Raw genomic sequence first — 26,756 nt, 5'->3', positions numbered from 1 at the left:
CGACTACCAGACGTAGGCGAGGACTTCCCCACCTACGCCCTTCTTCTGAGCCTGCTGGCCGGTCAGGAGACCGTGGGACGTGGAGATGATCGCCACGCCCAGGCCGCCGAGGACCTTCGGCAGGTTGGTGGACTTTGCGTATACACGCAGACCCGGCTTCGAGATTCGCTTGATGCCGGCGATCGAGCGCTCGCGGTTCGGGCCGAACTTCAGCTCGAGGACGAGGTTCTTGCCAACCTCGGCGTCCTCGACCTTCCAGCCCGTGATGAAGCCCTCCTGCTGGAGGATCTCCGCGATGTGCGACTTGATCTTGCTGTGCGGCATCACGACGTCGTCGTGGTACGCCGAGTTCGCGTTACGCAGACGCGTGAGCATGTCTGCGATGGGATCAGTCATGGTCATGAATTGGCCTTCGGCCTCTCTCGCCGGGGTTTCCTGTATGCGCCATCCCTCTCCCCACTCAGTGGCGGGACGGGTGCGGTGCGGGGACCTACGGCGTAGTAAGTCGGTCTTGGGCGGCAGGCGCCCAACCCTTCAAGCCTACGGCATGAAGAGCCGGGCTCCTGCCGACCAGATGCTTACCGAGAGCTTCCGGGTAGTTCCAACGCCCAGTGGGCGAAGGAGATTTACCAGGAACTCTTGGTCACGCCCGGCAGCTCGCCACGGTGAGCCATCTCACGAAGGCACACGCGGCACAGGCCGAACTTGCGGTAGACGGAGTGGGGCCGGCCGCAGCGCTGGCAGCGGGTGTACCCGCGAACGCCGAACTTCGGCTTACGGGCGGCCTTAGCGATCAGAGCCTTCTTCGCCACGGTCAGTTCTCCTTGAACGGGAAGCCGAGGTGACGAAGGAGGGCACGACCCTCGTCGTCATTGGTCGCCGTGGTGACCACGGTGATGTCCATGCCCCGGACCCGGTCGATCTTGTCCTGGTCGATCTCGTGGAACATGACCTGCTCCGTGAGACCGAAGGTGTAGTTGCCACGGCCGTCGAACTGCTTCGGCGACAGGCCACGGAAGTCACGGATACGCGGCAGCGCGAGCGACAGCGTACGGTCCAGGAACTCCCACATCCGGTCACCACGGAGGGTGACGTGGCAGCCGATCGGCTGGCCCTCGCGCAGCTTGAACTGCGCGATGGACTTGCGGGCCTTCGTGACGGCCGGCTTCTGACCGGTGATCGTGGTGAGGTCGCGCACGGCGCCATCGATCAGCTTGGAGTCGCGGGCGGCGTCGCCCACACCCATGTTGACCACGATCTTGACCAGACCGGGAATCTGCATGACGTTCTCGTACGAGAACTCCTCACGCAGCTTGCCGGCGATTTCCTCGCGGTAGCGCGTCTTGAGACGCGGCGCAGTGGTGGCAGTCATCAGATGTCCTCACCGGTCCGCTTGGCAACGCGGATCTTCTTGCCCTCGTCGTCAAAGCGGTAGCCGACGCGGGTGACGACCTTCTTGCCGTCCTTCTCCACAACCAGCTGAACGTTGCTGACGTGGATCGGGGCCTCGGTGGTGACAATGCCACCGGTCTGCGAGCCGCGAGCCGTCTGACCGGCCTTGGTGTGCTTCTTGACCCGGTTGACACCCTCGACGAGGACGCGGTTCTGCACGGGGTAGGCCACGATGACCTTGCCCTGCTTGCCCTTGTCCTTACCGGTGATGACCTGAACCAGGTCGCCCTTCTTGATCTTCATGCTTACAGCACCTCCGGCGCGAGCGAGATGATCTTCATGAACTTCTTCTCGCGCAGCTCACGGCCCACCGGGCCGAAGATACGGGTGCCGCGGGGGTCGCCGTCGTTCTTCAGAATGACGGCGGCGTTCTCGTCGAAGCGGATGTACGAGCCATCCTGACGGCGACGCTCCTTGACGGTGCGAACGATGACGGCCTTGACGACGTCACCCTTCTTCACGTTGCCACCGGGGATCGCGTCCTTGACGGTGGCGACGATGACGTCACCGATGCCCGCGTAGCGGCGACCCGAACCACCGAGAACACGGATGGTGAGGATTTCCTTCGCACCCGTGTTGTCGGCGACGCGAAGTCGCGACTCCTGCTGGATCACGTCTATCTCCTGATCGTCTGCCGGTTCCCGGCGGGGAGCTCCGCAAGTGACTTACGGTGCTCCCCGCCGAGCCTGGCGGAACTTGCCTGAGGGGAATGCCCCTCAGGAATTACTTGGCCTTCTCGAGGATCTCGACGACGCGCCAGCGCTTCGTCGCGGACAGCGGCCGGGTCTCCATGAGGAGGACACGGTCGCCTACGCCCGCAGCGTTCTGCTCGTCGTGAGCCTTCAGCTTGTTCGTACGGCGGATGACCTTGCCGTACAGCGCGTGCTTGACGCGGTCCTCGACAGCGACGACGACGGTCTTGTCCATCTTGTCGCTGACGACGAGACCCTCACGGGTCTTGCGGAAACCGCGGTCGGTGTTCGTCTCAGTCACAGTCTTCTCGCTCATCAGGCGCTCTCCACCGTCTCGATGCCCAGCTCGCGCTCGCGCATCAGGGTGTAGATCCGGGCGATGTCCTTACGGACGGACTTGAGCCGGCCGTGGTTCTCGAGCTGACCGGTCGCCGCCTGAAAGCGGAGATTGAACAGCTCTTCCTTGGCCTCGCGGAGCTTGTTGAGGAGCTCCTCGTTGCCCAGCTCGCGCAGCTCGGACGCCTTGGTACCGGCCGACATCACGACTCACCTGCCTCGCGCCGAACGATCCGGCACTTCATCGGAAGCTTGTGAGCAGCGCGGGTAAGCGCCTCACGAGCAATCTTCTCGTTCGGGTAGGACAGCTCGAACATCACCCGACCGGGCTTGACGTTCGCGATCCACCACTCGGGAGAACCCTTACCGGAACCCATGCGGGTCTCGGCAGGCTTCTTCGTCAGGGGGCGGTCCGGGTAGATGTTGATCCAGACCTTGCCGCCACGCTTGATGTGGCGGGTCATCGCGATACGAGCGGCCTCGATCTGGCGGTTCGTCACGTACGCCGGGGTCAGCGCCTGGATGCCGTACTCGCCGAACGCAACCTGCGTGCCACCCTTGGACATACCGCTGCGCTTCGGGTGGTGCTGCTTGCGGTGCTTGACCCTACGGGGGATCAGCATTTCGGTCAGGCCTCCGTTCCGGTGCTCTCAGCCGGAGCAGCGGCGGCGGGAGCGTCGGCCTTGGGGGCCTCCGCTGCCGGCGCGGACTGCTGCGGCTTGCGACCGCGACCGCCACGCTCGCCACCGCGGCCACCGCGGCCGGCCGGGCGGTCAGCGCCGCCACGGGCCGGGCGGTTGCCAGCGCGGGCAGCAGCGTTCTCGGCGCGGACCTCGGCGATGTTCTTGACGTCGCCCTTGTAGATCCAGACCTTCACACCGATGCGGCCGAAGGTCGTCTTGGCCTCGAAGAAGCCGTAGTCGACGTTCGCACGGAGCGTGTGCAGGGGCACACGGCCCTCGCGGTAGAACTCCGAGCGGGACATCTCGGCGCCGCCGAGGCGGCCACCGCACTGGATCTTGATGCCCTTGGCGCCGGCCTTCATCGAGCTCTGCATGCTCTTACGCATGGCACGACGGAAGGAGACGCGGGAGGAGAGCTGCTCGGCGACGGCCTGGGCCACCAGCTGAGCGTCCACCTCGGGGTTCTTGACCTCGAGGATGTTCAGCTGGACCTGCTTGCCGGTCAGCTTCTCCAGCTCGCCACGGATGCGGTCGGCCTCGGCGCCACGGCGACCGATGACGATGCCCGGGCGGGCGGTGTGGATGTCAACGCGGACGCGGTCGCGGGTGCGCTCGATCTCGACCTTCGAGATGCCGGCCCGCTCCATGCCCTTCGTCATCATGCGACGAATGGCGACGTCTTCCTTGACGTAGTCCTTGTACAGCTTGTCGGCGTACCAACGGGACTTGAAGTCCGTGGTAATGCCGAGCCGGAACCCGTGCGGGTTTACCTTCTGGCCCATTACCGGGTTCCTTCCTTGCTGCTGACGACCACGGTGATGTGGCTGGTCCGCTTACGGATCCGGTAGGCACGGCCCTGAGCACGCGGACGGAACCGCTTCAGGGTCGGGCCCTCGTCCACGTACGCCTCGCTGATGACCAGCGAAGAGGCGTCGGTGTGGTCGTAGTTGTGTGCAGCGTTGGCGATGGCGCTGTCAAGCACCTTGCCAACCGGCACGCTCGCGGCCTGCGGGGCGAAACGCAGGACCGCCTGAGCCTCCGTGGCATCCATGCCACGGATGAGGTCCACCACGCGGCGGGCCTTCATGGGCGTGACGCGGATGTACCGCGCCTGGGCCCTGGCTTCCATGGTTGTCCCTTCGGTGTAAGTCATAGTCAGTCACCCCGCGTTAGCGGCGCTTCGACTTCCGGTCGTCCTTGACGTGGCCGCGGAAGGTGCGAGTCGGCGAGAACTCGCCGAGCTTGTGGCCGACCATCGACTCGGTGACGAACACCGGGACGTGAATCTTGCCGTTGTGCACCGCGATGGTGTGACCCAGCATGGCCGGGACGATCATCGAGCGACGGGACCAGGTCTTGATGACGTTCTTGGTGCCTGCCTCGTTCTGTACGTCCACCTTCTTGATGAGGTGGCCGTCGACGAAGGGCCCCTTCTTGAGACTGCGCGGCATCTAAACCCGCTCCTAGCGCTTCTTGTTCGTCTTGCGGCGGCGGACGATGTACTTGCTCGATGCCTTCTTCGGCGAGCGAGTACGACCCTCCTTCTGACCCCACGGCGAGACCGGGTGGCGACCACCGGAGGTCTTGCCCTCACCACCACCGTGCGGGTGGTCAACCGGGTTCATCGCGACACCGCGGACGGTCGGGCGAACGCCCTTCCAGCGCATACGGCCGGCCTTGCCCCAGTTGATGTTCGACTGCTCGGCGTTGCCGACCTCGCCGATCGTCGCGCGGCAGCGCGCGTCGACCAGGCGGATCTCACCCGACGGCATACGAAGGTGGGCCATGGTGCCCTCCTTCGCCAGCAGCTGCACGGAGGCACCCGCGGAACGGGCGAACTTCGCGCCGCCGCCGGGCCGCAGCTCGATGGCGTGGATGGTCGTACCGACCGGGATGTTGCGCAGCGCCAGGTTGTTGCCGGGCTTGATGTCGGCCGCGGGGCCGTTCTCGACCCGGTCGCCCTGCGTCAGTCCACGCGGCGCGATGATGTAGCGCTTCTCGCCGTCCGCGTAGTGCAGGAGCGCGATGCGCGCGGTGCGGTTGGGGTCGTACTCGATGTGCGCGACCTTGGCCGGCACGCCGTCCTTGTCGTGACGACGGAAGTCGATCACTCGGTAGGCGCGCTTGTGGCCACCGCCCTGGTGGCGAACGGTCACACGACCGGCGTTGTTACGGCCGCCCTTGCTGTGCAGGGGGCGGACCAGCGACTTCTCCGGCGTGGACCGCGTGATCTCGACAAAGTCGGCGACGCTGGAGCCACGACGGCCCGGGGTCGTCGGCTTGTACTTGCGGATACCCATTTCTCAGTCCTCGTCCGATTCCGGACGACTCGACCTCCGTCAGGAGGTCGGGCCGCCGAAGATGTCGATACGGTCGCCCTCGGCGAGGGTCACGATGGCGCGCTTCGTGTCGGCGCGCTTGCCGAAACCGGTCTTGGTGCGCTTGCGCTTACCCTGCCGGTTGATCGTGTTGACCCCGGTGACCTTGACCGAGAAGACCGCTTCCACGGCCTGCTTGATCTGGGTCTTGTTGGAGCCGGGCGCGACGATGAACGTGTACTTGTTCTCGTCGAGCAGCGCGTAGCTCTTCTCGGAAACGACCGGCTTGACGAGAACGTCGCGCGGGTCCGTGAAGGTCTTGCTGGTTACGGTCGCCTCGCTCATCAGGCGTCGCTCCCTTCGGTCTCATCGGCCTTGGGGCCAGACACGAAGGACTCGAAAGCGGCCTGGGTGAAGACCACGTCGTCGGAGACGATCACGTCGTACGTGTTGAGCTGGCCCGGCTCCAGGATGTGCACCTGGGGCAGGTTACGGGCGGACAGCCACGCGGCCTCGTCGGCGCGGTCGACGACCAGGAGCAGGTTCTTGCGCTCCGAGATCTTGCCGAACAGCGTCTTGGCGGCCTTCGTGGAGACTGCACCGTCGACCACGCCGGTGACGACGTGGATACGGGAGTGGCGAGCCCGGTCGGAGAGGGCACCACGCAGGGCGGCGGCCTTCATCTTCTTCGGGGTGCGCTGCGAGTAGTCGCGCGGCTGCGGGCCGTGGACGACGCCACCGCCGACGAACTGCGGTGCGCGGGTCGAACCCTGGCGGGCGCGGCCGGTGCCCTTCTGGCGGTACGGCTTGCGGCCACCACCACGGACTTCGCCGCGCCGCTTGGTCTTGTGCGTGCCCTGACGGGCAGCAGCCAGCTGTGCGACAACGACCTGGTGGATCAGCGGAACGCTGGTCTTCGCGTCGAAGATCTCCGCGGGGAGCTCGACGGTACCGGCCTTGTCGCCTGCCGGCGAAAGGATGTCAATGGTGCTCATTACCTCAAGCCCCCTTGGCCGCGGTACGGACCAGGACGAGGCCGCCGTTCGGACCGGGGACTGCGCCCTTGATGAGGAGCAGACCCTTCTCCGCGTCAACCGCGTGGATGGTCAGGTTCTGGGTGGTGACACGCTCGTTGCCCATGCGACCCGCCATGCGCATGCCCTTGAAGACACGGCCGGGGGTGGCACAGCCACCGATGGAGCCGGGCATACGGTGCACACGGTGGGCACCGTGGGACGCCTTGCCACCCTTGAAGTTGTGACGCTTCATCACACCGGCGAAGCCCTTGCCCTTGCTCTTGCCCGTGACGTCAACCTTGACGCCGGACTCGAACACTGCGGCAGTGACCTCCTGGCCCAGCGTGTACTCGCTGGCGTCAGGGGTGCGGAGCTCCACCAGGTGGCGGCGCGGGGTCACGTCGGCCTTGGCGAAGTGGCCCTTGAGGGGCTTGTTCACCTTGCGCGGGTCGATCTCGCCGAAGGCGATCTGGACCGACTCGTAGCCGTCGCTGTCGTTGGTGCGGACCTGGGTGACGACGCAGGGCCCGGCCTTGACGACGGTCACCGGGACGACCCGGTTGTTCTCGTCCCAGACCTGGGTCATGCCGAGCTTCTCGCCCAGGACGCCCTTAATGTTCTTAGCCATCTCGCGCGTCACCTCAGAGCTTGATCTCGATGTCGACGCCGGCCGGCAGGTCGAGACGCATCAGCGAGTCAACCGTCTTCGGCGTGGGGTCGAGGATGTCGATGAGGCGCTTGTGCGTGCGCATCTCGAAGTGCTCGCGCGAGTCCTTGTACTTGTGCGGCGACTTGATGACGCAGTACACGTTCTTCTCAGTGGGCAGCGGCACCGGGCCCGCGACCGACGCACCAGTGCGGGTCACCGTCTCGACGATCTTCTTCGCCGAGGAGTCGATGACCTCGTGGTCGTAGGCCTTGAGCCGGATGCGGATCTTCTGTCCCGCCATGGCTACTAGTAGTCCTGTCTCTCGTAACGCTCTGGAACCCGGGGGTTCTGGAAACTCCTCCTCCGACCCACGCGGTCGGGCGTGTCGCATCCCCTCTACGCGGATCTCCCGAAGGATTTCCCAACCAAGGGGGTGCGGGCCGTGGACCGCGGAACCGGGGGCGGAACACCCACCGGGTGCCTGGCCGGCGCCCCACTTACGCTTCCCGAAAGATTCCCGTACGTCCGGCCCGCATGGGGCCGACGAGTACTGTGGGACTCGCTTCCGGTCCTCCCGGCGGGAGGCGCGCAGCATTGACACTCAACCGAGCAACCTGGCCAGTGTGCCATAGCGGGCGCGGCGCTGGCCAATCGGGCGGAGGATCTTACCCCGCGTGCCCGAATGGTCAAACGCGGGCGTGCGTCGCCGGGGAGCTGCGGCGACGTCCGTTCGCCCGGCTCCGGGTGTCACGGCCGCGCCGCCCACCGTGACGGATGCCACGCTCCGTCCACCCGCCGAGACGGCCGCCGCCGGTCGCGGGATCGCCGGTGATACTCCGTCCGTGAAGAAGAGCACCGAGCCGGCCTGGACGCTGCGCCCCGCCGGCCTCTCCGACCTCGAACAGATCGCCGAACTGAGGGCCCTGGTCATGCGCCCCGACCTGGAGCGCCTGGGCCGGTACGACGAACATCGCGTACGGCAGCGGCTGCGGGACGGCTTCGTACCGGAGTACACCTCGGTCGTCGTCGCGGACGGCGCGTTCGCCGGCTCCGTCACCATGCGACCGGTGGAGAACGGCTGGTGGCTGGAGAGCTTCTACCTCTCCCCCGCCGTGCAGGGCCGCGGCATCGGTTCCGCCATCCTGCGCGGCCTGCTGGAGCGCGCCGACGCCGAACGGGCGGAGGTCCGTCTGCACGTCCTCCAGGGCAGCGCCGCCCGCAGGCTGTACGAGCGCCACGGATTCACCCTGGAGGGCGAGGACCCCGTCGACGTCCATCTGGTGCGCCGCTCCGGCGTGTGGCAGCGGCAACCGGCGTGACCACCGCGCGCGCCGTCTAATCTGCCGCTCGAGGCGTCCTCGACCGGCCGCTTCGACGGAAGTGAGCGGACGGAGCGGACGGCGTGGCGGATCGGTCCGGGCCGGGACACGGCGGCGGCGGAGCACGGCGGCGCACCGTCGTCGCGGCAGCCGCGGCGGCTGCCCTGACGGGCGTCGGCGCATGCTCCGTACCGGTTCCCCGGCGCACCGAACCCTTCGCCGACCCGCTCCCCGGCATGCCGATCGACGGCGCCCGGCCGGCCCTGGTGATGCAGCTCCTCGCCCACCCCGACGACGACCTGTACTTCATGAACCCGGACACCCAGCAGGCCCTGGACGCCGGGACACCGCTGGTGTGCGTGTACCTCACAGCCGGTGAGGCCGTCGGCGTCAACAGGATCCCCGGCCGGTCGCTGCCCCCCGCGGACAGGTCCGCCTACTCCTCCGCCCGACACCAGGGGCTCCGCCAGTCGTACGCCGTCCAGCTCGGCCTGCCGGTGTTCAGCCCATGGCACAGGACCGTACTCGGGCTGGCCGGCGGGCTCCGGGCCGAGATCGACACCCTGACCGGCACCGGCGGGCAGCGGGTCGAACTGATCTTCCTCAACACGGCGATGCACGCCGGCCGCGGCAGGCTGGGGCTGCCCTCCCTCTGGCAGGACCGGGCGATGCGCCTCCCCACCGTGGTCGCCGAGGGCTCGCCCCTGCAGCGGGCCGGTTCGTACACCTACGACGAGCTGATCGACGTCCTCGTCGGGCTGTTCGAGCGCTACCGGCCGACCGTCGTCCACACCATGGACCCCGACCCGGACATCCAGCACAGCTCCGAGGCCGTCCGCCGCCGGGACAGCGAGCAGCCGGGCTATTCCGACCACCCCGACCACACCGCGGCCGCCTCGTTCGCGTGGGTGGCACTGATCCGGTGGGTGACCCGCGCCACCGCAGGCGGCGGGGCCGTGCCGCGGTTCGTCACCACCGCGTTCCGGGGCTACTACAACCGGCACTGGCCGAAGAACCTGCCGCGCCGCGTTCTGGCGGAGAAGGCGGCACATCTGGTTCCGTACGGCGGCGGGGCCGACTGGCGGTGCGGCAACCCGGCGGGGTGCGGGGACTACAACGTGGGCGGCGACCGGCCGCTGACCAATCGGAAGGGCTGGGTACGAGCCACCCGCTACCGCTATCCGGGCCCCCGCCCGGCCGTCACCGCGGATCCGGACGGGCGGCTCTGCGCATACGGCGTGCTGGGGCTGCGGGCGGTCCGGTGGCGCGAGACCGCGCCGGGCAGCGGGGTCTGGGGCGAACCGGACGACCTCGGCGGCGGCCCCCTCACGCCGGTCCTGGGCGGGGCCGTGACGGCCGACGGCAGACAGCTGCTGTTCGGGCTGCGCCTCGCGGCGCTCAGCGGGCACGGGGCGGCCGACGAGCGGGAGATCGTGCTCCTCGAACAGCGCTCCCGCGGCGGTTCCTTCCGTGCCTGGTGGGGGCTGGGCAACCCGGAGCGGAACAACCGCGGCCGGGGCCGCCGGATCGGAGTCCCGGTGGCGGTGACCGCACCCGACGGGCGGGTCCATCTCTTCGTACGGAACGCGGACAAGGGCGTGAGTACCAGGGTGCGCGATGCCTCCGACCGGTGGAGCGGATGGCGCGACATGGGCGGCGGCGAGGTCCAGGACGGGCTGGGCACCGTGGTGGACGGGCGCGGCCTGGTCCATGTGTTCGGCGCCGGGCATCACACGGTGCACCACTGGACCCAGCGCACGCCCGGAGCCGCGCTGACCGCCCACCCGCCGGTCCAGGGGGCGCCGGTGCCCGGTGACGGGCCGGGTGTCCGGGTCGGCACGGACGGATCCGTGGAGCTGCTCTACCGGGCGGCGGCGCGCGCGGCACTGACGGTCGTACGTGAGGGGAGCACGGCGGACCGGGGCGGCTTCGACGGATACGGTCCGGTCGCCTCCGTCCGCTCGGCCGCCGGGGAGGTGCTGCTGGGCCGCACCGAGGCGGGCCGGATCCAGCTCCTCACCGCCGTGGGACTGTCCGTACGGTCCCGCGGCCCGGTGGCGCTCGACGGCCCGTCGCTGCACTCCGGGGACGCGGGAGGGCCGACGGTGGTGGGCCTGGGACCGGACGCCCGCCCCTGGCTCTGGCGTCCGTGACGCCGTACCGGGACATGCGGAAGGGCCCCGGTCCACCGCTTGCGCGGCGGGCCGGGGCCCTTCTTGGTGCTCTGTGCGGAGCAACCAGGTCAGACCGTCAAGTAATTACTTGAGGATCTTGGTGACCTGGCCGGCGCCCACGGTCCGACCACCCTCACGGATGGCGAACTTCAGGCCCTCTTCCATGGCGACCGGCTGGATCAGCACGACGTTCATGAGGGTGTTGTCACCCGGCATGACCATCTCGGTGCCCTCGGGAAGGGTCACAACGCCCGTCACGTCCGTGGTACGGAAGTAGAACTGCGGGCGGTAGTTGTTGAAGAACGGGGTGTGACGGCCACCCTCGTCCTTCGACAGGATGTAGGACTGCGCCTGGAACTCGGTGTGCGGCGTGACCGAACCCGGCTTGATGATGACCTGGCCGCGCTCGACGTCCTCGCGCTTGATGCCACGAAGAAGCAGACCGACGTTCTCACCGGCCTGGCCCTCGTCGAGCAGCTTGCGGAACATCTCGATGCCGGTGACCGTGGTGGTGGTCTTCTCCTGCTTGATGCCCACGATGTCAACGGTCTCGTTGACCTTGAGGACACCACGCTCGATACGACCGGTGACGACGGTGCCACGACCGGTGATCGTGAAGACGTCCTCGATCGGCATCAGGAACGGCTTCTCGACGTCACGCTCGGGCTGCGGGATCGACTCGTCGACGGCCTTCATCAGGTCGAGGACGGTCTGGCCCCACTCCTTGTCACCCTCAAGAGCCTTGAGCGCCGAGACCTTGACGACCGGAAGGTCGTCGCCCGGGAACTCGTACTCGGAGAGGAGCTCACGGACCTCGAGCTCGACGAGCTCCAGGATCTCCTCGTCGTCCACCATGTCGGCCTTGTTCAGGGCGACGACGATGTACGGAACGCCGACCTGGCGGGCCAGGAGCACGTGCTCCTTGGTCTGCGGCATCGGGCCGTCGGTGGCGGCGACCACGAGGATGGCGCCGTCCATCTGCGCCGCACCCGTGATCATGTTCTTGATGTAGTCGGCGTGACCCGGGCAGTCGACGTGCGCGTAGTGACGCGACTCCGTCTGGTACTCGACGTGCGCGATCGAGATCGTGATACCGCGCTGGCGCTCCTCGGGAGCCTTGTCGATCTGGTCGAAGGCCGAGGCCTCGTTCAGGTCCGGGTACGCGTCGTGCAGCACCTTGGTAATGGCGGCCGTGAGGGTCGTCTTACCGTGGTCGATGTGACCGATGGTGCCGATGTTGACGTGCGGCTTAGTCCGCTCGAACTTCGCCTTCGCCACTGGGTCCTCCTGTGGAGTGGTTCTGTACGCCTTGCTTCATCGGCGCCAGGTGATCTTTGCTGGGATGCCGGTGCCGGGGGCATCCGACGCGTCGCTTGCGCTCCGCGGCGAATGCCCCACCAGGCTCCGGTGACAAGCCTAAAGCGTGAGCTCGGGAGAGTTACTCGCCCTTGGCCTTCGCGATGATCTCCTCGGCGACGTTCCGCGGAACCTCGGCGTAGGAGTCGAACTGCATCGAGTAGCTTGCGCGACCCGAGGTCTTGCTGCGGAGGTCTCCGACGTAGCCGAACATCTCCGAGAGGGGCACGAGGCCCTTCACGACGCGAGCGCCGCTGCGCTCCTCCATGGCCTGGATCTGGCCACGGCGGGAGTTGAGGTCGCCGATGACATCGCCCATGTAGTCCTCGGGCGTGGTGACCTCGACGGCCATCATCGGCTCGAGGAGCACCGGGGACGCCTTGCGGGCACCCTCCTTGAACGCCTGCGAACCGGCGATCTTGAAGGCGAGCTCGGAGGAGTCGACCTCGTGGTATCCACCGTCGAGAAGGGTGACGCGGACGCCGACCATCTCGTAACCGGCCAGGATGCCGAACTGCATGGCTTCCTGAGCACCCGCGTCCACCGAAGGGATGTACTCACGGGGGATGCGGCCACCGGTGACCTTGTTGACGAACTCGTAGGAGGCGTCGCCACCCTCGATGGGCTCGAGGGCGATCTGCACCTTCGCGAACTGGCCGGTACCACCAGTCTGCTTCTTGTGCGTGTAGTCGATGCGCTCGACGGCCTTGCGGATCGTCTCGCGGTACGCGACCTGCGGCTTGCCGACGTTCGCCTCGACGCGGAACTCGCGCTTCATGCGGTCGACGAGCACCTCGAGGTGAAGCTCGCCCATACCACCGATGATGGTCTGGCCGGTCTCCTCGTCGGAGTGCACCTGGAAGGACGGGTCCTCCTCGGAGAGGCGCTGGATGGCGACACCCAGCTTCTCCTGGTCACCCTTGGACTTGGGCTCGATGGCGACCTGGATGACCGGCGCCGGGAAGTCCATGGACTCCAGGATCACCGGGCTCTTGTCGTCGCACAGCGTCTCACCGGTGGTGGTCTGCTTCAGGCCCATGACGGCGATGATGTCACCGGCACCCACCGACGCGATCTCCTCACGCTTGTTCGCGTGCATACGGTAGATCTTGCCGATGCGCTCCTTCTTGCCCTTGACCGAGTTCAGCACCGCGGTGCCGGCCTCGAGGCGACCGGAGTAGATCCGGACGAAGGTGAGCTTGCCGAGGTGCGGGTCGCTCGCGATCTTGAACGCCAGGCCGGAGAACGGCTCGTCGTCCGAGGGCTTGCGCTTGATGACGACCTCGGGGTCCTTGACGTCGTGGCCCTCGATGGCCTCGACGTCCAGGGGGGAAGGCAGGTAGCGGACGACCGCGTCGAGCAGGGGCTGGACGCCCTTGTTCTTGAACGCCGTGCCACAGAACACCGGGGTGACGGTGACGGAGCCCGCGCCGCCCTTCGATGCGAGGGTGATCCGACGGATCGCCTCGTGCAGCTGGTCCTGGGTGGGCTCGACGCCCTCCAGGTACAGCTCCATCATCTCGTCGTCGTTCTCGGAAACGGCCTCGAGCAGCTTGCCGCGCCACTCCTGAGCCGCCTCGATGTGGGTGTCCGGGATGTCGACGGTGTCGTACATCTCGCCCTTGAGGGCCTCTTCCGGCCACACGAAGGCCTTCATCGACACGAGGTCGACGACGCCCTTGAAGTCGGCTTCGGCACCGATGGGGAGCTGCATGACGAGCGGGACCGCACCGAGGCGGTCGACGATCATGTCGACGCAGCGGTGGAACTCGGCACCCGTACGGTCGAGCTTGTTGACGAAGCAGATACGCGGCACGCCGTAGCGGTCCGCCTGACGCCAGACGGTCTCGGACTGCGGCTCGACGCCGGCGACTCCGTCGAACACGGTGACGGCGCCGTCGAGGACGCGGAGCGAACGCTCCACCTCGACGGTGAAGTCGACGTGACCCGGGGTGTCGATGATGTTGATGGTGTGGTCAACATCATTGAGCGGCCAGTGACAGGTCGTCGCGGCGGACGTGATCGTGATGCCGCGCTCCTGCTCCTGCTCCATCCAGTCCATCGTGGCAGCGCCGTCGTGGACTTCACCGATCTTGTACGAAACACCGGTGTAGAACAGGATCCGCTCAGTGGTGGTCGTCTTGCCCGCGTCGATGTGGGCCATGATCCCGATGTTGCGGACCTTGGCCAGGTCAAGCGAAGTGGTGGCCATAAGGCTCAATCTTCTCTCGGTCTCGATGTGGGTAGCGACTACCAGCGGTAGTGCGCGAAGGCCTTGTTGGACTCGGCCATCTTGTGGGTGTCCTCGCGCTTCTTGACGGCAGCGCCAAGACCGTTGGAGGCGTCGAGCAGCTCGTTCATGAGGCGCTCGGTCATCGTCTTCTCGCGGCGGGCGCGGGAGTAACCCACGACCCAGCGCAGTGCGAGGGTGGCGGCGCGACCGGGCTTGACCTCGATCGGCACCTGGTAGGTGGCGCCACCGACACGGCGGGACTTGACCTCGAGCGAGGGCTTGACGTTCTCAAGCGCGCGCTTCAGCGTGATGACCGGGTCGTTGCCGGTCTTCTCGCGGAGGCCTTCCATGGCGCCGTACACGATCCGCTCGGCAGTGGAACGCTTGCCGTTGAGCAGGATCTTGTTGATCAGCGAGGTGACAAGAGGAGAACCGTAGACCGGGTCGATGATGACCGGGCGCTTCGGGGCGGGGCCCTTACGAGGCATTCTTACTTCTCCTTCTTGGCGCCGTAGCGGCTGCGGGCCTGCTTGCGGTTCTTGACACCCTGGGTGTCAAGGGAGCCGCGGATGATCTTGTAACGAACACCCGGCAGGTCCTTCACACGGCCACCACGCACGAGCACGATGGAGTGCTCCTGCAGGTTGTGTCCCTCACCCGGGATGTAGGCCGTGACCTCGATGCCGGAGGTCAGACGCACACGCGCGACCTTACGGAGGGCCGAGTTCGGCTTCTTCGGGGTGGTCGTGAACACACGCGTGCAGACGCCGCGGCGCTGGGGCGAACCCTCAAGCGCGGGCGTCTTGTTCTTCTCGACCTTGTCCTGCCGGCCCTTCCGGACCAGCTGCTGGATCGTAGGCACTACTTCTCCGGTTTCTGTGTGCCGTTCGTGAAACTAACCTGGAACATCTCCGACCCACGCGGTCGGGTGTGTCGAATACTGCAGACTGCTGCCCGTAGGCAGAAGGGCGCAGATTGCGGTGGCCACTGACAGACTCGATGCGGTTGAGGACACGCACACGAGCCCAGGCACACCCCAGGCACAAGGTCTGAGCGTACCTACCTCACGGACTCCGGTCAAAACAAATGCTGTCCGCCGCGACACGCGGGACTGAGCGTCGCGTCCCGTTCACCACCCGGCACAAACCAGTCGTTCCCCGCACATGATCACGTCACCTTCACCGTCGCTGAATAAGCACAGGTCAGCCCGGTGCGCACGCGCGCGGTCGACCGCCCCGCCGCTGCGGGACGGAGCCGGAGGAACGCCGGGGTGGGTCCGGGACTCCCCTGGAACGTACCCCAGGAGGTCCCGGCCGGCCGGGACGTCCCCCGGCGGGCCCGGGAAGCGGGCGCCCCGGGCCGTGGACGGCACCCCGGACGGCGCGTGGCCAACGGGGGGACCGTCCGGGACTCACGGCGCCACAGCCTCCGTCAGGGGCGCATGCCGAAGGGCGGCCACCCCGTCACGTACGGGGTGGCCGCCCTTCGGTCGGTCAGACGACTCGCTTACTGGTTGTACGGACCGTAGTCGTAGTCCTCCAGCGGAACGGCCTGGCCGGAGCCCGTGCCGAACGGCGAGTAGTCGATGTCGTCGTAGCCGACGGCCGAGTACATCGCGGCCTTGGCCTCCTCGGTCGGCTCGACCCGGATGTTGCGGTAGCGGGACAGACCCGTACCGGCCGGGATGAGCTTACCGATGATGACGTTCTCCTTGAGGCCGATCAGGGAGTCCGACTTGGCGTTGATCGCCGCGTCGGTCAGGACCCTGGTCGTCTCCTGGAAGGACGCCGCCGACAGCCACGACTCGGTCGCGAGCGAGGCCTTGGTGATACCCATCAGCTGCGGACGGCCGGAGGCGGGGTGACCGCCCTCGGTGACCACACGACGGTTCTCGGTCTCGAACTTCGACCGCTCGACCAGCTCGCCCGGCAGCAGCTCCGCGTCGCCGGACTCGATGATCGTCACACGGCGCAGCATCTGCCGGATGATGATCTCGATGTGCTTGTCGTGGATCGACACGCCCTGCGAGTTGTAGACCTTCTGGACTTCGCCGACCAGGTGGACCTGGACCGCGCGCTGACCGAGGATGCGCAGCACGTCGTGCGGGTTGGTGGCACCCACGGTGAGCTTCTGGCCCACCTCGACGTGGTCGCCCTCGCCCACGAGCAGACGGGCACGCTTCGAGATCGGGAACGGCGTCTCGTCGCTGCCGTCGTCCGGGGTGACGACGATCTTCTTGGTCTTCTCGGTCTCCTCGATACGGATGCGGCCGGCCGCCTCCGAGATCGGGGCGACACCCTTGGGCGTACGGGCTTCGAAGAGCTCGACGACTCGGGGCAGACCCTGGGTGATGTCGTCACCGGCCACACCACCGGTGTGGAAGGTACGCATCGTCAGCTGGGTACCGGGCTCACCGATGGACTGGGCCGCGATGATGCCGACCGCCTCACCGATGTCGACCAGCTTGCCGGTGGCGAGCGAGCGTCCGTAGCAGAAGGCACAGGTGCCGACCGCGGACTCACAGGTCAGGACCGAACGGGTCTTGACCTCCTCGACGCCGGCGCCCACCAGGGCGTCGATCAGGACGTCACCGAGGTCGACGTTGGCAGGCGCGATGACCTTGCCGTCGACGACGACGTCCTCGGCGAGCATGCGGGCGTAGACCGAGGTCTCGACGTCGTCCGTCTTGCGGAGCACGCCGTCCTCGCCCTTGACCGCGATCTTCAGCTTGAGGCCACGGTCGGTGCCGCAGTCCTCCTCGCGAATGATCACGTCCTGCGAGACGTCCACCAGACGACGGGTCAGGTAACCCGAGTCGGCGGTACGCAGGGCGGTGTCCGCCAGACCCTTACGGGCACCGTGCGTGGAGATGAAGTACTCCAGAACGGTGAGGCCCTCACGGAAGGACGCCTTGATCGGACGCGGGATGGTCTCGTTCTTCGCGTTCGACACCAGACCACGCATACCCGCGATCTGACGCATCTGCATCATGTTTCCTCGGGCACCCGAGTCAACCATCATGAAGATGGGGTTCGTCTTGGGGAAGTTCGCGTTCATCGCCTCGGCAACCTCGTTGGTCGCCTTGGTCCAGATCTGGATGAGCTCCTGCGTGCGCTCGTCCTTGGTGATCAGACCGCGCTCGTACTGCTTCTGGACCTTCTCGTCCTGCGCCTCGTAACCCGCGACGATGGCCTTCTTGGCCTCGGGCACGACGACGTCGGAGATGGCCACGGTGACACCGGAACGCGTCGCCCAGTGGAAACCGGCCGCCTTCAGGTTGTCGAGCGTCGCCGCCACGATCACCTTGGGGTAGCGCTCGGCCAGGTCGTTGACGATCTCGGAGAGCTGCTTCTTGCCCACCGAGTAGTCGACGAACGGGTAGTCCTCGGGCAGCAGCTCGTTGAAGAGCGCGCGGCCCAGGGACGTACGCAGCCGGAACGTGTCGCCCTGCTGGTACTCCTGCTCGCCTTCCTCGGCGACCGGCGGCACCCAGCCACGCGGCGGGATGGTGCCCACCGGGAAGCGGATGTCGACCTTCGCCTGGAGCGAGAGCTCCCGGGCGTCGAAGGCCATGATCGCCTCGGCCGTGGAACCGAAGGAACGGCCCTGGCCGACGACCTTGCGCTCCTCCTCGTCCGTGGTGAGGAAGAACAGGCCCAGCACCATGTCCTGGGTCGGCATGGTGACGGGACGACCGTCGGCCGGCTTCAGGATGTTGTTCGAGGACAGCATCAGGATGCGGGCCTCGGCCTGCGCCTCCGCGGAGAGCGGCAGGTGCACGGCCATCTGGTCACCGTCGAAGTCCGCGTTGAACGCGGTGCAGACGAGCGGGTGGATCTGGATGGCCTTGCCCTCGACCAGCTGCGGCTCGAAGGCCTGGATGCCGAGGCGGTGCAGGGTCGGTGCACGGTTCAGCAGCACCGGGTGCTCGGCGATGACCTCTTCGAGGACGTCGTACACCACGGTGCGGCCGCGCTCGACCATGCGCTTGGCCGACTTGATGTTCTGCGCGTGGTTCAGGTCGACCAGGCGCTTCATCACGAACGGCTTGAAGAGCTCCAGCGCCATCGCCTTCGGCAGACCGCACTGGTGCAGCTTCAGCTGCGGACCGACGACGATCACGGAACGCGCGGAGTAGTCCACACGCTTACCGAGAAGGTTCTGACGGAAACGACCCTGCTTGCCCTTGAGCATGTCGCTCAGGGACTTCAGCGGGCGGTTGCCGGGACCGGTGACCGGGCGACCGCGGCGGCCGTTGTCGAACAGCGCGTCGACGGCCTCCTGCAGCATCCGCTTCTCGTTGTTCACGATGATCTCGGGGGCACCGAGGTCAAGGAGACGCTTGAGGCGGTTGTTGCGGTTGATCACACGGCGGTACAGGTCGTTCAGGTCGGAGGTCGCGAAGCGGCCACCGTCCAGCTGCACCATCGGACGCAGGTCCGGCGGGATGACCGGCACGCAGTCGAGCACCATGCCCTTGGGGCTGTTGCTGGTCTGCAGGAACGCGGAGACGACCTTGAGGCGCTTGAGCGCACGGGTCTTCTTCTGGCCCTTGCCGGTACGGATGATCTCGCGGAGGCGCTCGGCCTCCTCGTCGAGGTCGAAGGACTCCAGGCGCTTCTGCAGGGCAGCGGCACCCATGGAGCCGTCGAAGTACGTGCCGAAGCGGTCACGCAGCTCGCGGTAGAGCAGCTCGTCGCCCTCGAGGTCCTGGACCTTGAGGTTCTTGAAGCGGCTCCACACCTCGTCGAGGCGGTCGATCTCGCGCTGCGCACGGTCGCGCAGCTGCTTCATCTCGCGCTCGGCACCTTCGCGCACCTTGCGGCGCACGTCGGCCTTGGCGCCCTCGGCCTCCAGCTCGGCCAGGTCGGTCTCGAGCTTCTTGGCGCGGGCCTCCAGGTCGGAGTCGCGACGGTTCTCGACCTGCTGACGCTCGACGGAGACGTGCGCCTCCAGCGAGGGCAGGTCACGCGTACGGCGCTCCTCGTCCACGAACGTGATCATGTACGCGGCGAAGTAGATGACCTTCTCGAGGTCCTTCGGCGCGAGATCAAGCAGGTAGCCGAGGCGCGACGGGACGCCCTTGAAGTACCAGATGTGGGTGACGGGGGCGGCAAGCTCGATGTGGCCCATGCGCTCACGACGCACCTTGGCGCGCGTGACCTCCACGCCACAACGCTCACAGATGATGCCCTTGAAGCGGACACGCTTGTACTTGCCGCAGTAGCACTCCCAGTCCCGGGTCGGACCGAAGATCTTCTCGCAGAAGAGTCCGTCCTTTTCGGGCTTGAGCGTGCGGTAGTTGATGGTCTCCGGCTTCTTCACTTCGCCGTGCGACCAGGTCCGGATGTCGTCCGCGGTGGCAAGGCCGATCCGCAGCTCGTCGAAGAAGTTGACGTCGAGCACTTGTCGTCAATCCCTCTTTCGGGGTCGAGTCTCAATCAATGGTCTGAACGGGTCCGGGGAGAGCCGGCCGCCCCTGAGCGGGGCGGCCGGCCAGCCCGTCAGACCTCTTCGACGCTGCTCGGCTCTCGCCGGGACAGGTCGATACCGAGCTCCTCCGCCGCGCGGAAGACGTCCTCGTCCGTGTCGCGCATCTCGATGGACATGCCGTCCGAGGACAGCACCTCCACGTTGAGGCAGAGCGACTGCATTTCCTTGATAAGCACCTTGAAGGACTCAGGGATGCCCGGCTCGGGGATGTTCTCGCCCTTGACGATGGCCTCGTAGACCTTCACGCGGCCGGTCACGTCGTCGGACTTGATCGTCAGCAGCTCCTGGAGGGCGTAAGCGGCGCCATAAGCCTCCAGCGCCCACACCTCCATCTCACCGAAGCGCTGTCCACCGAACTGAGCCTTACCACCCAGCGGCTGCTGGGTGATCATGGAGTACGGACCCGTCGAACGAGCGTGCAGCTTGTCGTCGACGAGGTGGTGGAGCTTGAGGATGTACATGTAGCCGACCGAAACCGGCTCCGGGAACGGCTCGCCGGAGCGGCCGTCGAACAGGTTGGCCTTGCCGGAGGGCTGGACCAGCCGGTCGCCGTCGCGGTTCGGGATCGTGGCCTCGAAGAGACCGGAGATCTCGTCCTCGCGCGCACCGTCGAAGACGGGCGTGGCGACGTTGGTGCCGGGGGCGACCTGGTCGGCGCCGATGGCCTGCAGGCGCTTGGCCCACTCGTCACCGAGGCCGGAGACGTCCCAGCCGCGGCTGGCGAGCCAGCCGAGGTGGATCTCCAGGACCTGTCCCGGGTTCATTCGGGACGGGACACCCAGCGGGTTGAGGATGATGTCGACCGGGGTGCCGTCCTCCAGGAACGGCATGTCCTCGATCGGGAGGATCTTCGAGATGACGCCCTTGTTGCCGTGACGGCCGGCGAGCTTGTCACCATCGGTGATCTTGCGCTTCTGCGCGACGTAGACGCGGACCAGCTGGTTCACGCCCGGCGGCAGCTCGTCGCCCTCTTCGCGGTCGAAGACGCGGACGCCGATGACCTTGCCGATCTCACCGTGCGGCACCTTCAGCGAGGTGTCGCGCACCTCGCGCGCCTTCTCACCGAAGATCGCACGGAGCAGGCGCTCCTCCGGGGTCAGCTCGGTCTCACCCTTGGGCGTGACCTTGCCGACGAGGATGTCGCCGGCGACGACCTCGGCACCGATACGGATGATGCCGCGCTCGTCGAGGTCGGCGAGGACCTCTTCGGAGACGTTCGGGATGTCCCGGGTGATCTCCTCCGGGCCGAGCTTGGTGTCACGGGCGTCGACCTCGTGCTCCTCGATGTGGATCGAGGAGAGGACGTCGTCCTGCACGAGGCGCTGCGACAGGATGATCGCGTCCTCGTAGTTGTGACCCTCCCACGGCATGAACGCCACGAGCAGGTTCTTGCCGAGCGCCATCTCACCGTTCTCGGTGGCCGGCCCGTCGGCGAGGACCTGGCCCTCGATGACCCGGTCGCCCTCGGAGACGACGACCTTCTGGTTGACCGAGGTGCCCTGGTTGGAGCGCGAGAACTTGGCGATGCGGTACGTGGTGTACGTGCCGTCGTCGTTGGTGACGGTGATGTAGTCCGCGGAGACCTCCTGGACGACACCGTCCTTCTCGGCCTTCAGGACGTCACCGGCGTCGGTGGCGCAGCGGTACTCCATGCCCGTGCCGACGAGCGGAGCCTCCGACTTGATCAGCGGCACCGCCTGACGCATCATGTTCGCGCCCATGAGGGCACGGTTGGCGTCGTCGTGCTCCAGGAACGGGATCATCGCGGTGGCGACGGACACCATCTGGCGCGGCGAGACGTCCATGTAGTCGACGTCGTCGCCCGGGATGTAGTCGACCTCTCCGCCACGACGGCGGACCAGGACGCGGGGCTCGGTGAACCGCATGTCCTCGGAGAGCGTCGCGTTCGCCTGGGCGATCACGAAGCGGTCTTCCTCGTCCGCGGTGATGTAGTCGACCTCGTCGGTGACCTGGCCGTCGACGACCTTGCGGTACGGCGTCTCGATGAAGCCGAACGCGTTGACGCGTCCGTACGAGGCGAGCGAACCGATCAGACCGATGTTCGGGCCTTCAGGGGTCTCGATCGGGCACATGCGTCCGTAGTGGGACGGGTGCACGTCACGGACCTCGAAGCCGGCCCGCTCACGGGAGAGACCACCCGGGCCAAGAGCCGACAGGCGGCGCTTGTGGGTGAGACCCGACAGCGGGTTGTTCTGGTCCATGAACTGCGACAGCTGGCTGGTGCCGAAGAACTCCTTGATGGAGGCGACGACCGGCCGGATGTTGATCAGGGTCTGCGGCGTGATCGCCTCGACGTCCTGGGTCGTCATGCGCTCACGCACGACGCGCTCCATACGGGCGAGACCCGTACGGACCTGGTTCTGGATGAGCTCGCCGACGTTGCGCAGACGCCGGTTGCCGAAGTGGTCGATGTCGTCGGTCTCGACGACGATCGTCCGGCCGGACTCGCCAACCGTCTCGGTCTCCCCGGCGTGCAGCTTGACCAGGTACTTGATGGTCGCGATGACGTCGTCGGTGGTGAGCACGCCGGCGTCCAGCGGCTCTTCGGCGCCGAGCTTCTTGTTCACCTTGTAGCGGCCGACCTTCGCGAGGTCGTAGCGCTTCGGGTTGAAGTAGAGGTTCTCGAGCAGCGTCTGAGCAGCCTCGCGGGTGGGCGGCTCGCCCGGGCGCAGCTTGCGGTAGATGTCGAGCAGCGCGTCGTCCTGGCCCTGGGTGTGGTCCTTCTCCAGGGTGGCGCGCATCGACTCGTACTCGCCGAACTCCTCGAGGATCTGCTCGGTGGTCCAACCGAGAGCCTTCAGGAGAACGGTCACGGACTGCTTGCGCTTGCGGTCGATACGGACACCGACCATGTCGCGCTTGTCGATCTCCATCTCCAGCCAGGCACCCCGGGACGGGATGATCTTGGCGGAGAAGATGTCCTTGTCGGACGTCTTGTCGATGGAGGAGTCGAAGTAGACACCCGGCGAGCGGACGAGCTGCGACACGACGACACGCTCGGTGCCGTTGATGACGAAGGTGCCCTTGTTGGTCATGAGCGGGAAGTCGCCCATGAAGACCGTCTGGGACTTGATCTCGCCGGTCTCGTTGTTGGTGAACTCGGCCGTGACGAAGAGCGGGGCGGCGAACGTGAAGTCGCGCTCCTTGCACTCGTCGATCGAGTTCTTCGGGGGCTCGAAGCGGTGGTCGCGGAACGTAAGCGACATCGACCCGGAGAAGTCCTCGATCGGTGAAATCTCCTCGAAGATCTCCTCCAGGCCGGACTTGGTGGGGACGTCTTGTCCACTGTCCAGAGCAGCCTCGACGCGAGCCTTCCAGGCGGCATTGCCGAGGAGCCAGTCAAAGCTCTCGGTCTGCAGCGCGAGGAGGTTCGGAACCTCGAGGGGCTCCTTGATCTTTGCAAAAGAGATGCGCAGCGGGGCGGTGCTGGCACCGTTGTTCGTATTCGCGGTCGAGGCGTTGCGCGAGGCGGCCAAGAGGGGGTCCTTCCGAGGGCTCGGACTCACTACGCGCGTACCGGTCCCAAGTTGGACACGGAGACAGAAATCCCAGGTCAGGGAAGTCGATCATCGATGCTCAAGCGTGGGCATGCCCCTGGTGACGGGCAGGAGGCAGCTAACAGGCAGCGCAAAGGGTCAGTGTAGCCAAACGGCACACTGATGTCCAGTCCGGGTTCTCAGAGACCCTCGAAACTCGCAACAGCTGTTCTCAACACCTATGAATCGCCCTCGCGCGGGATGCGCTCTTCTTTACTGCCCTCTTCGTCATCGATCCATGCCTCGGATCCGGATCGATGTGACGACGCGTCCTGAGAATTGCGCGCCACGTGCGGTTCGTCAAGGCCCCCCGGTCAGGACGGCGCCCCCGGGGCCTTCTCCGCACCCGCCGGCGGCCCCGAGAGGCGTACGGCGAAGATCACCATACTCGTCAACCGGGGAAGAGCAAGGCAACCGTCTCGGGTACGCCGAAGGGCGATCACCCTGATGGGTGATCGCCCTCCGCGATGTGACGTCCGTGCCGCGCGGCACGAGCAGTCCAGACGAGTCAGATGACTCGCAGGGTCACTTGACCTCGACCGAGGCGCCGGCGCCCTTGAGGGACTCGGCAGCCTTCTCGGCGGCCTCCTTGGCGACCTTCTCGAGGACGGGCTTCGGGGCGCCGTCGACGAGGTCCTTGGCCTCCTTGAGACCGAGCGAGGTCAGCTCACGCACGACCTTGATGACCTGGATCTTCTTCTCGCCGGCGCCGGTGAGGATGACGTCGAACTCGTCCTGCTCCTCGACGGCCTCGGCGGCGGCAGCAGCGCCACCGGCGGCGGCAACGGCGACCGGAGCGGCAGCCTTGACGTCGAACTTCTCCTCGAACGCCTTGACGAACTCGGAGAGCTCGATGAGGGTCAGGGTCTCGAACTGCTCGAGCAGCTCGTCCTGGGACAGCTTCGCCATGATGGCGTCCTTCCACTAAGTCGGCAGGTGCCGGGTGTATATGAAGGCGGGCGTACGGGCCCGCTGCGAGCCGTGGGGCGGAGTGTTACTCCGCCACCTCGGCGTCGGCGGGAGCCGGCGTACCGGCACCGCCCTGCTCGACCTTGGCGCGAAGGGCGTCCGCGGTGCGGACGAACTCCGACAGCGGGGCCTGGAAAGTCGCCGCGGCCTTGGCCATCGACGCCTTGATTCCACCGGCCACCTTGGCGAGCAGAACCTCGCGGGACTCGAGGTCCGCGAGCTTCTTGATCTCATCGGCGGACAGCGCCTTACCGTCAAGGACACCGCCCTTGATGATGAGGTTCGGGTTGTCCTTGGCGAAGTCACGAAGACCCTTCGCCGACTCCACCGGGTCACCGGTGACGAAGGCAACCGCCGTCGGGCCTGCGAACAGGTCGTCCAGCGTGTCGATCCCGGCCTCGTTGGCCGCAATCTTGGTCAGCGTGTTCTTCACCACGGCGTACTGGGCGTTCTCACCGAGCGAACGGCGCAGCTGCTTGAGCTGTGCCACGGTGAGACCCCGGTACTCGGTCAGCACAGCGGCGTTCGAGCTGCGGAACTGGTCCGCGAGCTCGGCTACCGCGGCAGCCTTGTCGGGCCTTGCCATGAGCGTCGGCCTCCTTCCGGGTGATGAGGACCGCTCAGAAGGGGCCGGGGAAAGACGAAACGCCCCGGCGCAGGCGCCAGGGCGTAGCTCGACCGAACGAAGTCCGGGAGCTTTCCACAGTCACCTGCGCAGGTCGTCCGCACTCAACGGATCCTTCGGTCACTGTTCCCTCTTGCGAGAGCACAGCAACGACCAGCGGTCTTTGGCTTCTGTAGGAGAATACGCGACCGGGGTCGCGCCGAGCAAATCCGTCCCGGTTCGGGCGGTGCGGGAGGTTTAAGACGCGGCGCCATCGCCCACCGGAGGCGCCCCGGCATCCGGACGGGGCGGTCGTGGCCGTTCGTTGCCGGGGGGCGGCCGTAGCGGCACACACCCCCGTCGTACGGCGCCGCAGCCCCGTCCCGCACGGTTTCCGGCCGCCCCGTCGTCGCCGGCCCGGGGCCGGGCAGCGCCCTCCGCTCCGGGTACGACAACGGGCCCCGCACCTCGAAAGGTTGCGGGGCCCGTCCATGTCACACGTGACGCGGCCTGTCGACGAGCACGGAGGCTCAGACGGCGGCCGGGTCCTCCTCGACGAGGAGGTTACGGGTGCGGTTGCCGTCCAGCGGGATGCCGGGGCCCATCGTGGTGGCCAGGGTGGCCTTCTTGATGTAGCGGCCCTTGGCGGCGGACGGCTTCAGACGGAGGATCTCCTCCAGCGCCGCGGCGTAGTTCTCGACCAGCTTCGTGTCATCGAAGGAGACCTTGCCGATGATGAAGTGCAGGTTCGAGTGCTTGTCGACGCGGAACTCGATCTTGCCGCCCTTGATGTCGTTGACAGCCTTCACGACATCGGGGGTGACCGTACCGGTCTTCGGGTTCGGCATCAGACCACGCGGACCGAGCACGCGGCCGAGGCGGCCGACCTTGCCCATGAGGTCCGGAGTGGCGACGACGGCGTCGAAGTCCAGACGGCCCTTCGCCACCTCGTCGATGAGCTCGTCGGCGCCGACGATGTCGGCGCCCGCGGCTTCCGCGGCCGCAGCACGGTCACCGGTCGCGAAGACCAGGACCCGGGCGGTCTTGCCGGTGCCGTGCGGGAGGTTCACGGTGCCACGGACCATCTGGTCGGCCTTGCGCGGGTCTACACCCAGGCAGAACGCGACCTCGACGGTGCCGTCGAACTTGGTGCTGGCGGTGTCCTTGGCGAGACGGACGGCCTCGAGGGGGGCGTAGTTGCGCTCCCGGTCGATCTTGGCGTCCGCAGCGCGGAGGTTCTTGCTGCGCTTCACTGCTGCTCCTGTGGTTTCAGGTGTGGAGGCGTGGTGCGGGCCAGCGCTTGGCCCTACCACTGAGGGACGACGGGGCTGATCAGCCTTCGACCGTGATGCCCATGGAACGGGCGGTGCCGGCGATGATCTTCGACGCGGCGTCCAGGTCGTTGGCGTTCAGGTCGGGCATCTTGACCGTGGCGATCTCGCGGACCTGGGCGCTCGTGAGCTTCGCGACCTTGGTCTTGTGCGGCTCGCCGGAGCCCTTGTCCACACCTGCGGCCTTGAGGATGAGCTTGGCAGCCGGCGGGGTCTTCGTCACGAAAGTGAAGGAGCGGTCGTCGTAGACCGTGATCTCCACCGGCACGACCATGCCACGCTGCGACTCGGTCGCGGCGTTGTAGGCCTTGCAGAACTCCATGATGTTGACGCCGTGCTGGCCGAGCGCGGGGCCGACCGGCGGGGCCGGGTTGGCCGCACCGGCGTTGATCTGGAGCTTGATAAGCCCCGTGACCTTCTTCTTCTTGGGAGGCATTGCTCTCTCCGGGTCCTAGTGAGAGTTTTTCGCCGTCATCCGGATCATCCGGATGCAGGCATACCGCACAACGATAACGGGTATAGCTGCGCGACCAAAAACCGAGCAGGTCAGACAGGCTGTAGAGCCTGTCTGACC

At 66.8% G+C, this 26,756-nt stretch carries 28 protein-coding genes; 2 read left to right on the top strand and 26 right to left on the bottom strand.

What is annotated here, in order from left to right; all coding sequences use genetic code 11:
- Nucleotides 1–3: 3 nt before the first annotated feature.
- The 16 genes from rpsH to rpsJ all read right to left on the bottom strand — a co-directional run bounded on the left by rpsH (nt 4) and on the right by rpsJ (nt 7,447).
- A complete protein-coding gene (gene rpsH, locus ACFVXE_RS13495; protein WP_030977958.1) occupies nt 4–402 on the bottom strand; it encodes a 30S ribosomal protein S8 in 399 nt (132 codons plus the stop codon).
- Between the two features lie 224 nt (nt 403–626).
- Nucleotides 627–812, bottom strand: coding sequence for a type Z 30S ribosomal protein S14 (locus tag ACFVXE_RS13490; protein ID WP_003948630.1), 186 nt, complete (start codon nt 810–812; stop codon nt 627–629).
- Between the two features lie 2 nt (nt 813–814).
- Nucleotides 815–1,372 carry a 50S ribosomal protein L5 gene (gene rplE / locus ACFVXE_RS13485; protein ID WP_037688009.1) on the bottom strand — a complete coding sequence of 186 codons (558 nt, stop codon included), beginning with the start codon at nt 1,370–1,372 and terminating at the stop codon, nt 815–817.
- Nucleotides 1,372–1,695, bottom strand: a complete 324-nt coding sequence (rplX, locus tag ACFVXE_RS13480) for a 50S ribosomal protein L24 (protein WP_030977955.1) — start codon at nt 1,693–1,695, stop codon at nt 1,372–1,374. Before rplX ends, rplE begins: the two co-directional genes overlap by 1 nt.
- A 2-nt stretch (nt 1,696–1,697) precedes the next feature.
- Entirely contained in the window at nt 1,698–2,066 is a 369-nt protein-coding gene (rplN, locus tag ACFVXE_RS13475; protein WP_003966950.1) for a 50S ribosomal protein L14, read from the bottom strand.
- Nucleotides 2,067–2,175: 109 nt separating this feature from the next.
- Entirely contained in the window at nt 2,176–2,460 is a 285-nt protein-coding gene (gene rpsQ, locus ACFVXE_RS13470) for a 30S ribosomal protein S17 (protein ID WP_030977953.1), read from the bottom strand.
- A complete protein-coding gene (gene rpmC / locus ACFVXE_RS13465; protein ID WP_015035581.1) occupies nt 2,460–2,684 on the bottom strand; it encodes a 50S ribosomal protein L29 in 225 nt (74 codons plus the stop codon). Before rpmC ends, rpsQ begins: the two co-directional genes overlap by 1 nt.
- Nucleotides 2,684–3,103, bottom strand: coding sequence for a 50S ribosomal protein L16 (rplP, locus tag ACFVXE_RS13460; protein ID WP_014047785.1), 420 nt, complete (start codon nt 3,101–3,103; stop codon nt 2,684–2,686). Before rplP ends, rpmC begins: the two co-directional genes overlap by 1 nt.
- A 5-nt stretch (nt 3,104–3,108) precedes the next feature.
- Nucleotides 3,109–3,945: a 30S ribosomal protein S3 gene (gene rpsC / locus ACFVXE_RS13455; RefSeq protein WP_037688007.1), complete on the bottom strand. Its 837-nt coding sequence runs from the start codon at nt 3,943–3,945 to the stop codon at nt 3,109–3,111.
- The gene (gene rplV, locus ACFVXE_RS13450) at nt 3,945–4,292 is read right to left on the bottom strand and encodes a 50S ribosomal protein L22 (RefSeq protein ID WP_004571827.1); all 348 of its coding nucleotides are present in this window, start codon (nt 4,290–4,292) and stop codon (nt 3,945–3,947) included. The genes rpsC and rplV overlap by 1 nt, the downstream gene beginning before the upstream one ends.
- Before the next feature lie 40 nt (nt 4,293–4,332).
- Nucleotides 4,333–4,614, bottom strand: a complete 282-nt coding sequence (rpsS, locus tag ACFVXE_RS13445; protein WP_003966956.1) for a 30S ribosomal protein S19 — start codon at nt 4,612–4,614, stop codon at nt 4,333–4,335.
- A gap of 12 nt (nt 4,615–4,626) precedes the next feature.
- On the bottom strand, nt 4,627–5,463 hold the full coding sequence (gene rplB, locus ACFVXE_RS13440; protein ID WP_093773282.1) for a 50S ribosomal protein L2: 837 nt from the start codon (nt 5,461–5,463) through the stop codon (nt 4,627–4,629).
- Nucleotides 5,464–5,502: 39 nt separating this feature from the next.
- Complete coding sequence (rplW, locus tag ACFVXE_RS13435) at nt 5,503–5,826, bottom strand: 50S ribosomal protein L23 (protein WP_037688005.1); 324 nt, start codon at nt 5,824–5,826, stop codon at nt 5,503–5,505.
- On the bottom strand, nt 5,826–6,476 hold the full coding sequence (gene rplD, locus ACFVXE_RS13430) for a 50S ribosomal protein L4 (protein WP_030914133.1): 651 nt from the start codon (nt 6,474–6,476) through the stop codon (nt 5,826–5,828). Before rplD ends, rplW begins: the two co-directional genes overlap by 1 nt.
- A 4-nt stretch (nt 6,477–6,480) precedes the next feature.
- Nucleotides 6,481–7,125, bottom strand: coding sequence for a 50S ribosomal protein L3 (gene rplC / locus ACFVXE_RS13425; RefSeq protein WP_030914132.1), 645 nt, complete (start codon nt 7,123–7,125; stop codon nt 6,481–6,483).
- A gap of 13 nt (nt 7,126–7,138) precedes the next feature.
- Nucleotides 7,139–7,447 carry a 30S ribosomal protein S10 gene (rpsJ, locus tag ACFVXE_RS13420; RefSeq protein WP_003948644.1) on the bottom strand — a complete coding sequence of 103 codons (309 nt, stop codon included), beginning with the start codon at nt 7,445–7,447 and terminating at the stop codon, nt 7,139–7,141.
- Nucleotides 7,448–7,988: 541 nt separating this feature from the next.
- Between rpsJ and ACFVXE_RS13415 the strand changes: the two genes are divergently transcribed.
- Complete coding sequence (locus tag ACFVXE_RS13415; RefSeq protein ID WP_389671293.1) at nt 7,989–8,465, top strand: GNAT family N-acetyltransferase; 477 nt, start codon at nt 7,989–7,991, stop codon at nt 8,463–8,465.
- An 83-nt stretch (nt 8,466–8,548) separates the two neighbouring features.
- Complete coding sequence (locus tag ACFVXE_RS13410) at nt 8,549–10,618, top strand: PIG-L family deacetylase (RefSeq protein WP_389671292.1); 2,070 nt, start codon at nt 8,549–8,551, stop codon at nt 10,616–10,618.
- Between the two features lie 105 nt (nt 10,619–10,723).
- On the opposite strand, the gene tuf is transcribed toward ACFVXE_RS13410, so the two are convergent.
- The 10 genes from tuf to rplK all read right to left on the bottom strand — a co-directional run bounded on the left by tuf (nt 10,724) and on the right by rplK (nt 26,618).
- A complete protein-coding gene (gene tuf / locus ACFVXE_RS13405) occupies nt 10,724–11,917 on the bottom strand; it encodes an elongation factor Tu (RefSeq protein ID WP_328887563.1) in 1,194 nt (397 codons plus the stop codon).
- A 160-nt stretch (nt 11,918–12,077) separates the two neighbouring features.
- Nucleotides 12,078–14,207 (bottom strand): elongation factor G, encoded by a 2,130-nt coding sequence (fusA, locus tag ACFVXE_RS13400; protein ID WP_389671291.1) that lies wholly within the window; start codon nt 14,205–14,207, stop codon nt 12,078–12,080.
- Nucleotides 14,208–14,245: 38 nt separating this feature from the next.
- Nucleotides 14,246–14,716 carry a 30S ribosomal protein S7 gene (gene rpsG / locus ACFVXE_RS13395; RefSeq protein ID WP_030977935.1) on the bottom strand — a complete coding sequence of 157 codons (471 nt, stop codon included), beginning with the start codon at nt 14,714–14,716 and terminating at the stop codon, nt 14,246–14,248.
- A 2-nt stretch (nt 14,717–14,718) separates the two neighbouring features.
- Nucleotides 14,719–15,090 (bottom strand): 30S ribosomal protein S12, encoded by a 372-nt coding sequence (rpsL, locus tag ACFVXE_RS13390; RefSeq protein WP_003948652.1) that lies wholly within the window; start codon nt 15,088–15,090, stop codon nt 14,719–14,721.
- Nucleotides 15,091–15,734: 644 nt separating this feature from the next.
- A complete protein-coding gene (locus ACFVXE_RS13385; protein ID WP_389671290.1) occupies nt 15,735–19,634 on the bottom strand; it encodes a DNA-directed RNA polymerase subunit beta' in 3,900 nt (1,299 codons plus the stop codon).
- Nucleotides 19,635–19,732: 98 nt separating this feature from the next.
- The gene (rpoB, locus tag ACFVXE_RS13380) at nt 19,733–23,218 is read right to left on the bottom strand and encodes a DNA-directed RNA polymerase subunit beta (protein ID WP_389671289.1); all 3,486 of its coding nucleotides are present in this window, start codon (nt 23,216–23,218) and stop codon (nt 19,733–19,735) included.
- Nucleotides 23,219–23,803: 585 nt separating this feature from the next.
- Complete coding sequence (gene rplL / locus ACFVXE_RS13375; RefSeq protein ID WP_352265676.1) at nt 23,804–24,187, bottom strand: 50S ribosomal protein L7/L12; 384 nt, start codon at nt 24,185–24,187, stop codon at nt 23,804–23,806.
- An 85-nt stretch (nt 24,188–24,272) separates the two neighbouring features.
- The gene (gene rplJ / locus ACFVXE_RS13370; RefSeq protein WP_030914107.1) at nt 24,273–24,833 is read right to left on the bottom strand and encodes a 50S ribosomal protein L10; all 561 of its coding nucleotides are present in this window, start codon (nt 24,831–24,833) and stop codon (nt 24,273–24,275) included.
- A gap of 548 nt (nt 24,834–25,381) precedes the next feature.
- Nucleotides 25,382–26,104, bottom strand: coding sequence for a 50S ribosomal protein L1 (gene rplA / locus ACFVXE_RS13365; RefSeq protein ID WP_030977922.1), 723 nt, complete (start codon nt 26,102–26,104; stop codon nt 25,382–25,384).
- Between the two features lie 79 nt (nt 26,105–26,183).
- Nucleotides 26,184–26,618 carry a 50S ribosomal protein L11 gene (gene rplK / locus ACFVXE_RS13360; protein ID WP_030977920.1) on the bottom strand — a complete coding sequence of 145 codons (435 nt, stop codon included), beginning with the start codon at nt 26,616–26,618 and terminating at the stop codon, nt 26,184–26,186.
- Nucleotides 26,619–26,756 lie beyond the last annotated feature (138 nt).

The sequence above is a fragment of the Streptomyces sp. NPDC058231 genome, from assembly GCF_042882275.1.
Classification (GTDB): domain Bacteria; phylum Actinomycetota; class Actinomycetes; order Streptomycetales; family Streptomycetaceae; genus Streptomyces.
The sequence above is the reverse complement of the archived record's forward strand: the minus strand, read 5'-3'. Positions and strand labels throughout refer to the sequence as shown.

Coding starts and splice junctions, on each gene's coding strand:
- rplL (WP_352265676.1), bottom strand. CDS start 24,187: ATGGCGAAGCTGTCCCAGGACGAGCTGCTCGAGCAGTTCGAGACCCTG.
- rplB (WP_093773282.1), bottom strand. CDS start 5,463: ATGGGTATCCGCAAGTACAAGCCGACGACCCCGGGCCGTCGTGGCTCC.
- rplC (WP_030914132.1), bottom strand. CDS start 7,125: ATGGCTAAGAACATTAAGGGCGTCCTGGGCGAGAAGCTCGGCATGACC.
- fusA (WP_389671291.1), bottom strand. CDS start 14,207: ATGGCCACCACTTCGCTTGACCTGGCCAAGGTCCGCAACATCGGGATC.
- rpsJ (WP_003948644.1), bottom strand. CDS start 7,447: ATGGCGGGACAGAAGATCCGCATCCGGCTCAAGGCCTACGACCACGAG.
- rplJ (WP_030914107.1), bottom strand. CDS start 24,833: ATGGCAAGGCCCGACAAGGCTGCCGCGGTAGCCGAGCTCGCGGACCAG.
- rplE (WP_037688009.1), bottom strand. CDS start 1,372: ATGACTGCCACCACTGCGCCGCGTCTCAAGACGCGCTACCGCGAGGAA.
- rpsQ (WP_030977953.1), bottom strand. CDS start 2,460: ATGAGCGAGAAGACTGTGACTGAGACGAACACCGACCGCGGTTTCCGC.
- rpmC (WP_015035581.1), bottom strand. CDS start 2,684: ATGTCGGCCGGTACCAAGGCGTCCGAGCTGCGCGAGCTGGGCAACGAG.
- rplX (WP_030977955.1), bottom strand. CDS start 1,695: ATGAAGATCAAGAAGGGCGACCTGGTTCAGGTCATCACCGGTAAGGAC.
- rplK (WP_030977920.1), bottom strand. CDS start 26,618: ATGCCTCCCAAGAAGAAGAAGGTCACGGGGCTTATCAAGCTCCAGATC.
- rplW (WP_037688005.1), bottom strand. CDS start 5,826: ATGAGCGAGGCGACCGTAACCAGCAAGACCTTCACGGACCCGCGCGAC.
- rplP (WP_014047785.1), bottom strand. CDS start 3,103: ATGCTGATCCCCCGTAGGGTCAAGCACCGCAAGCAGCACCACCCGAAG.
- rplD (WP_030914133.1), bottom strand. CDS start 6,476: ATGAGCACCATTGACATCCTTTCGCCGGCAGGCGACAAGGCCGGTACC.
- rpsG (WP_030977935.1), bottom strand. CDS start 14,716: ATGCCTCGTAAGGGCCCCGCCCCGAAGCGCCCGGTCATCATCGACCCG.
- rpsC (WP_037688007.1), bottom strand. CDS start 3,945: ATGGGCCAGAAGGTAAACCCGCACGGGTTCCGGCTCGGCATTACCACG.
- rpsH (WP_030977958.1), bottom strand. CDS start 402: ATGACCATGACTGATCCCATCGCAGACATGCTCACGCGTCTGCGTAAC.
- rpsS (WP_003966956.1), bottom strand. CDS start 4,614: ATGCCGCGCAGTCTCAAGAAGGGGCCCTTCGTCGACGGCCACCTCATC.
- rplV (WP_004571827.1), bottom strand. CDS start 4,292: ATGGAAGCCAGGGCCCAGGCGCGGTACATCCGCGTCACGCCCATGAAG.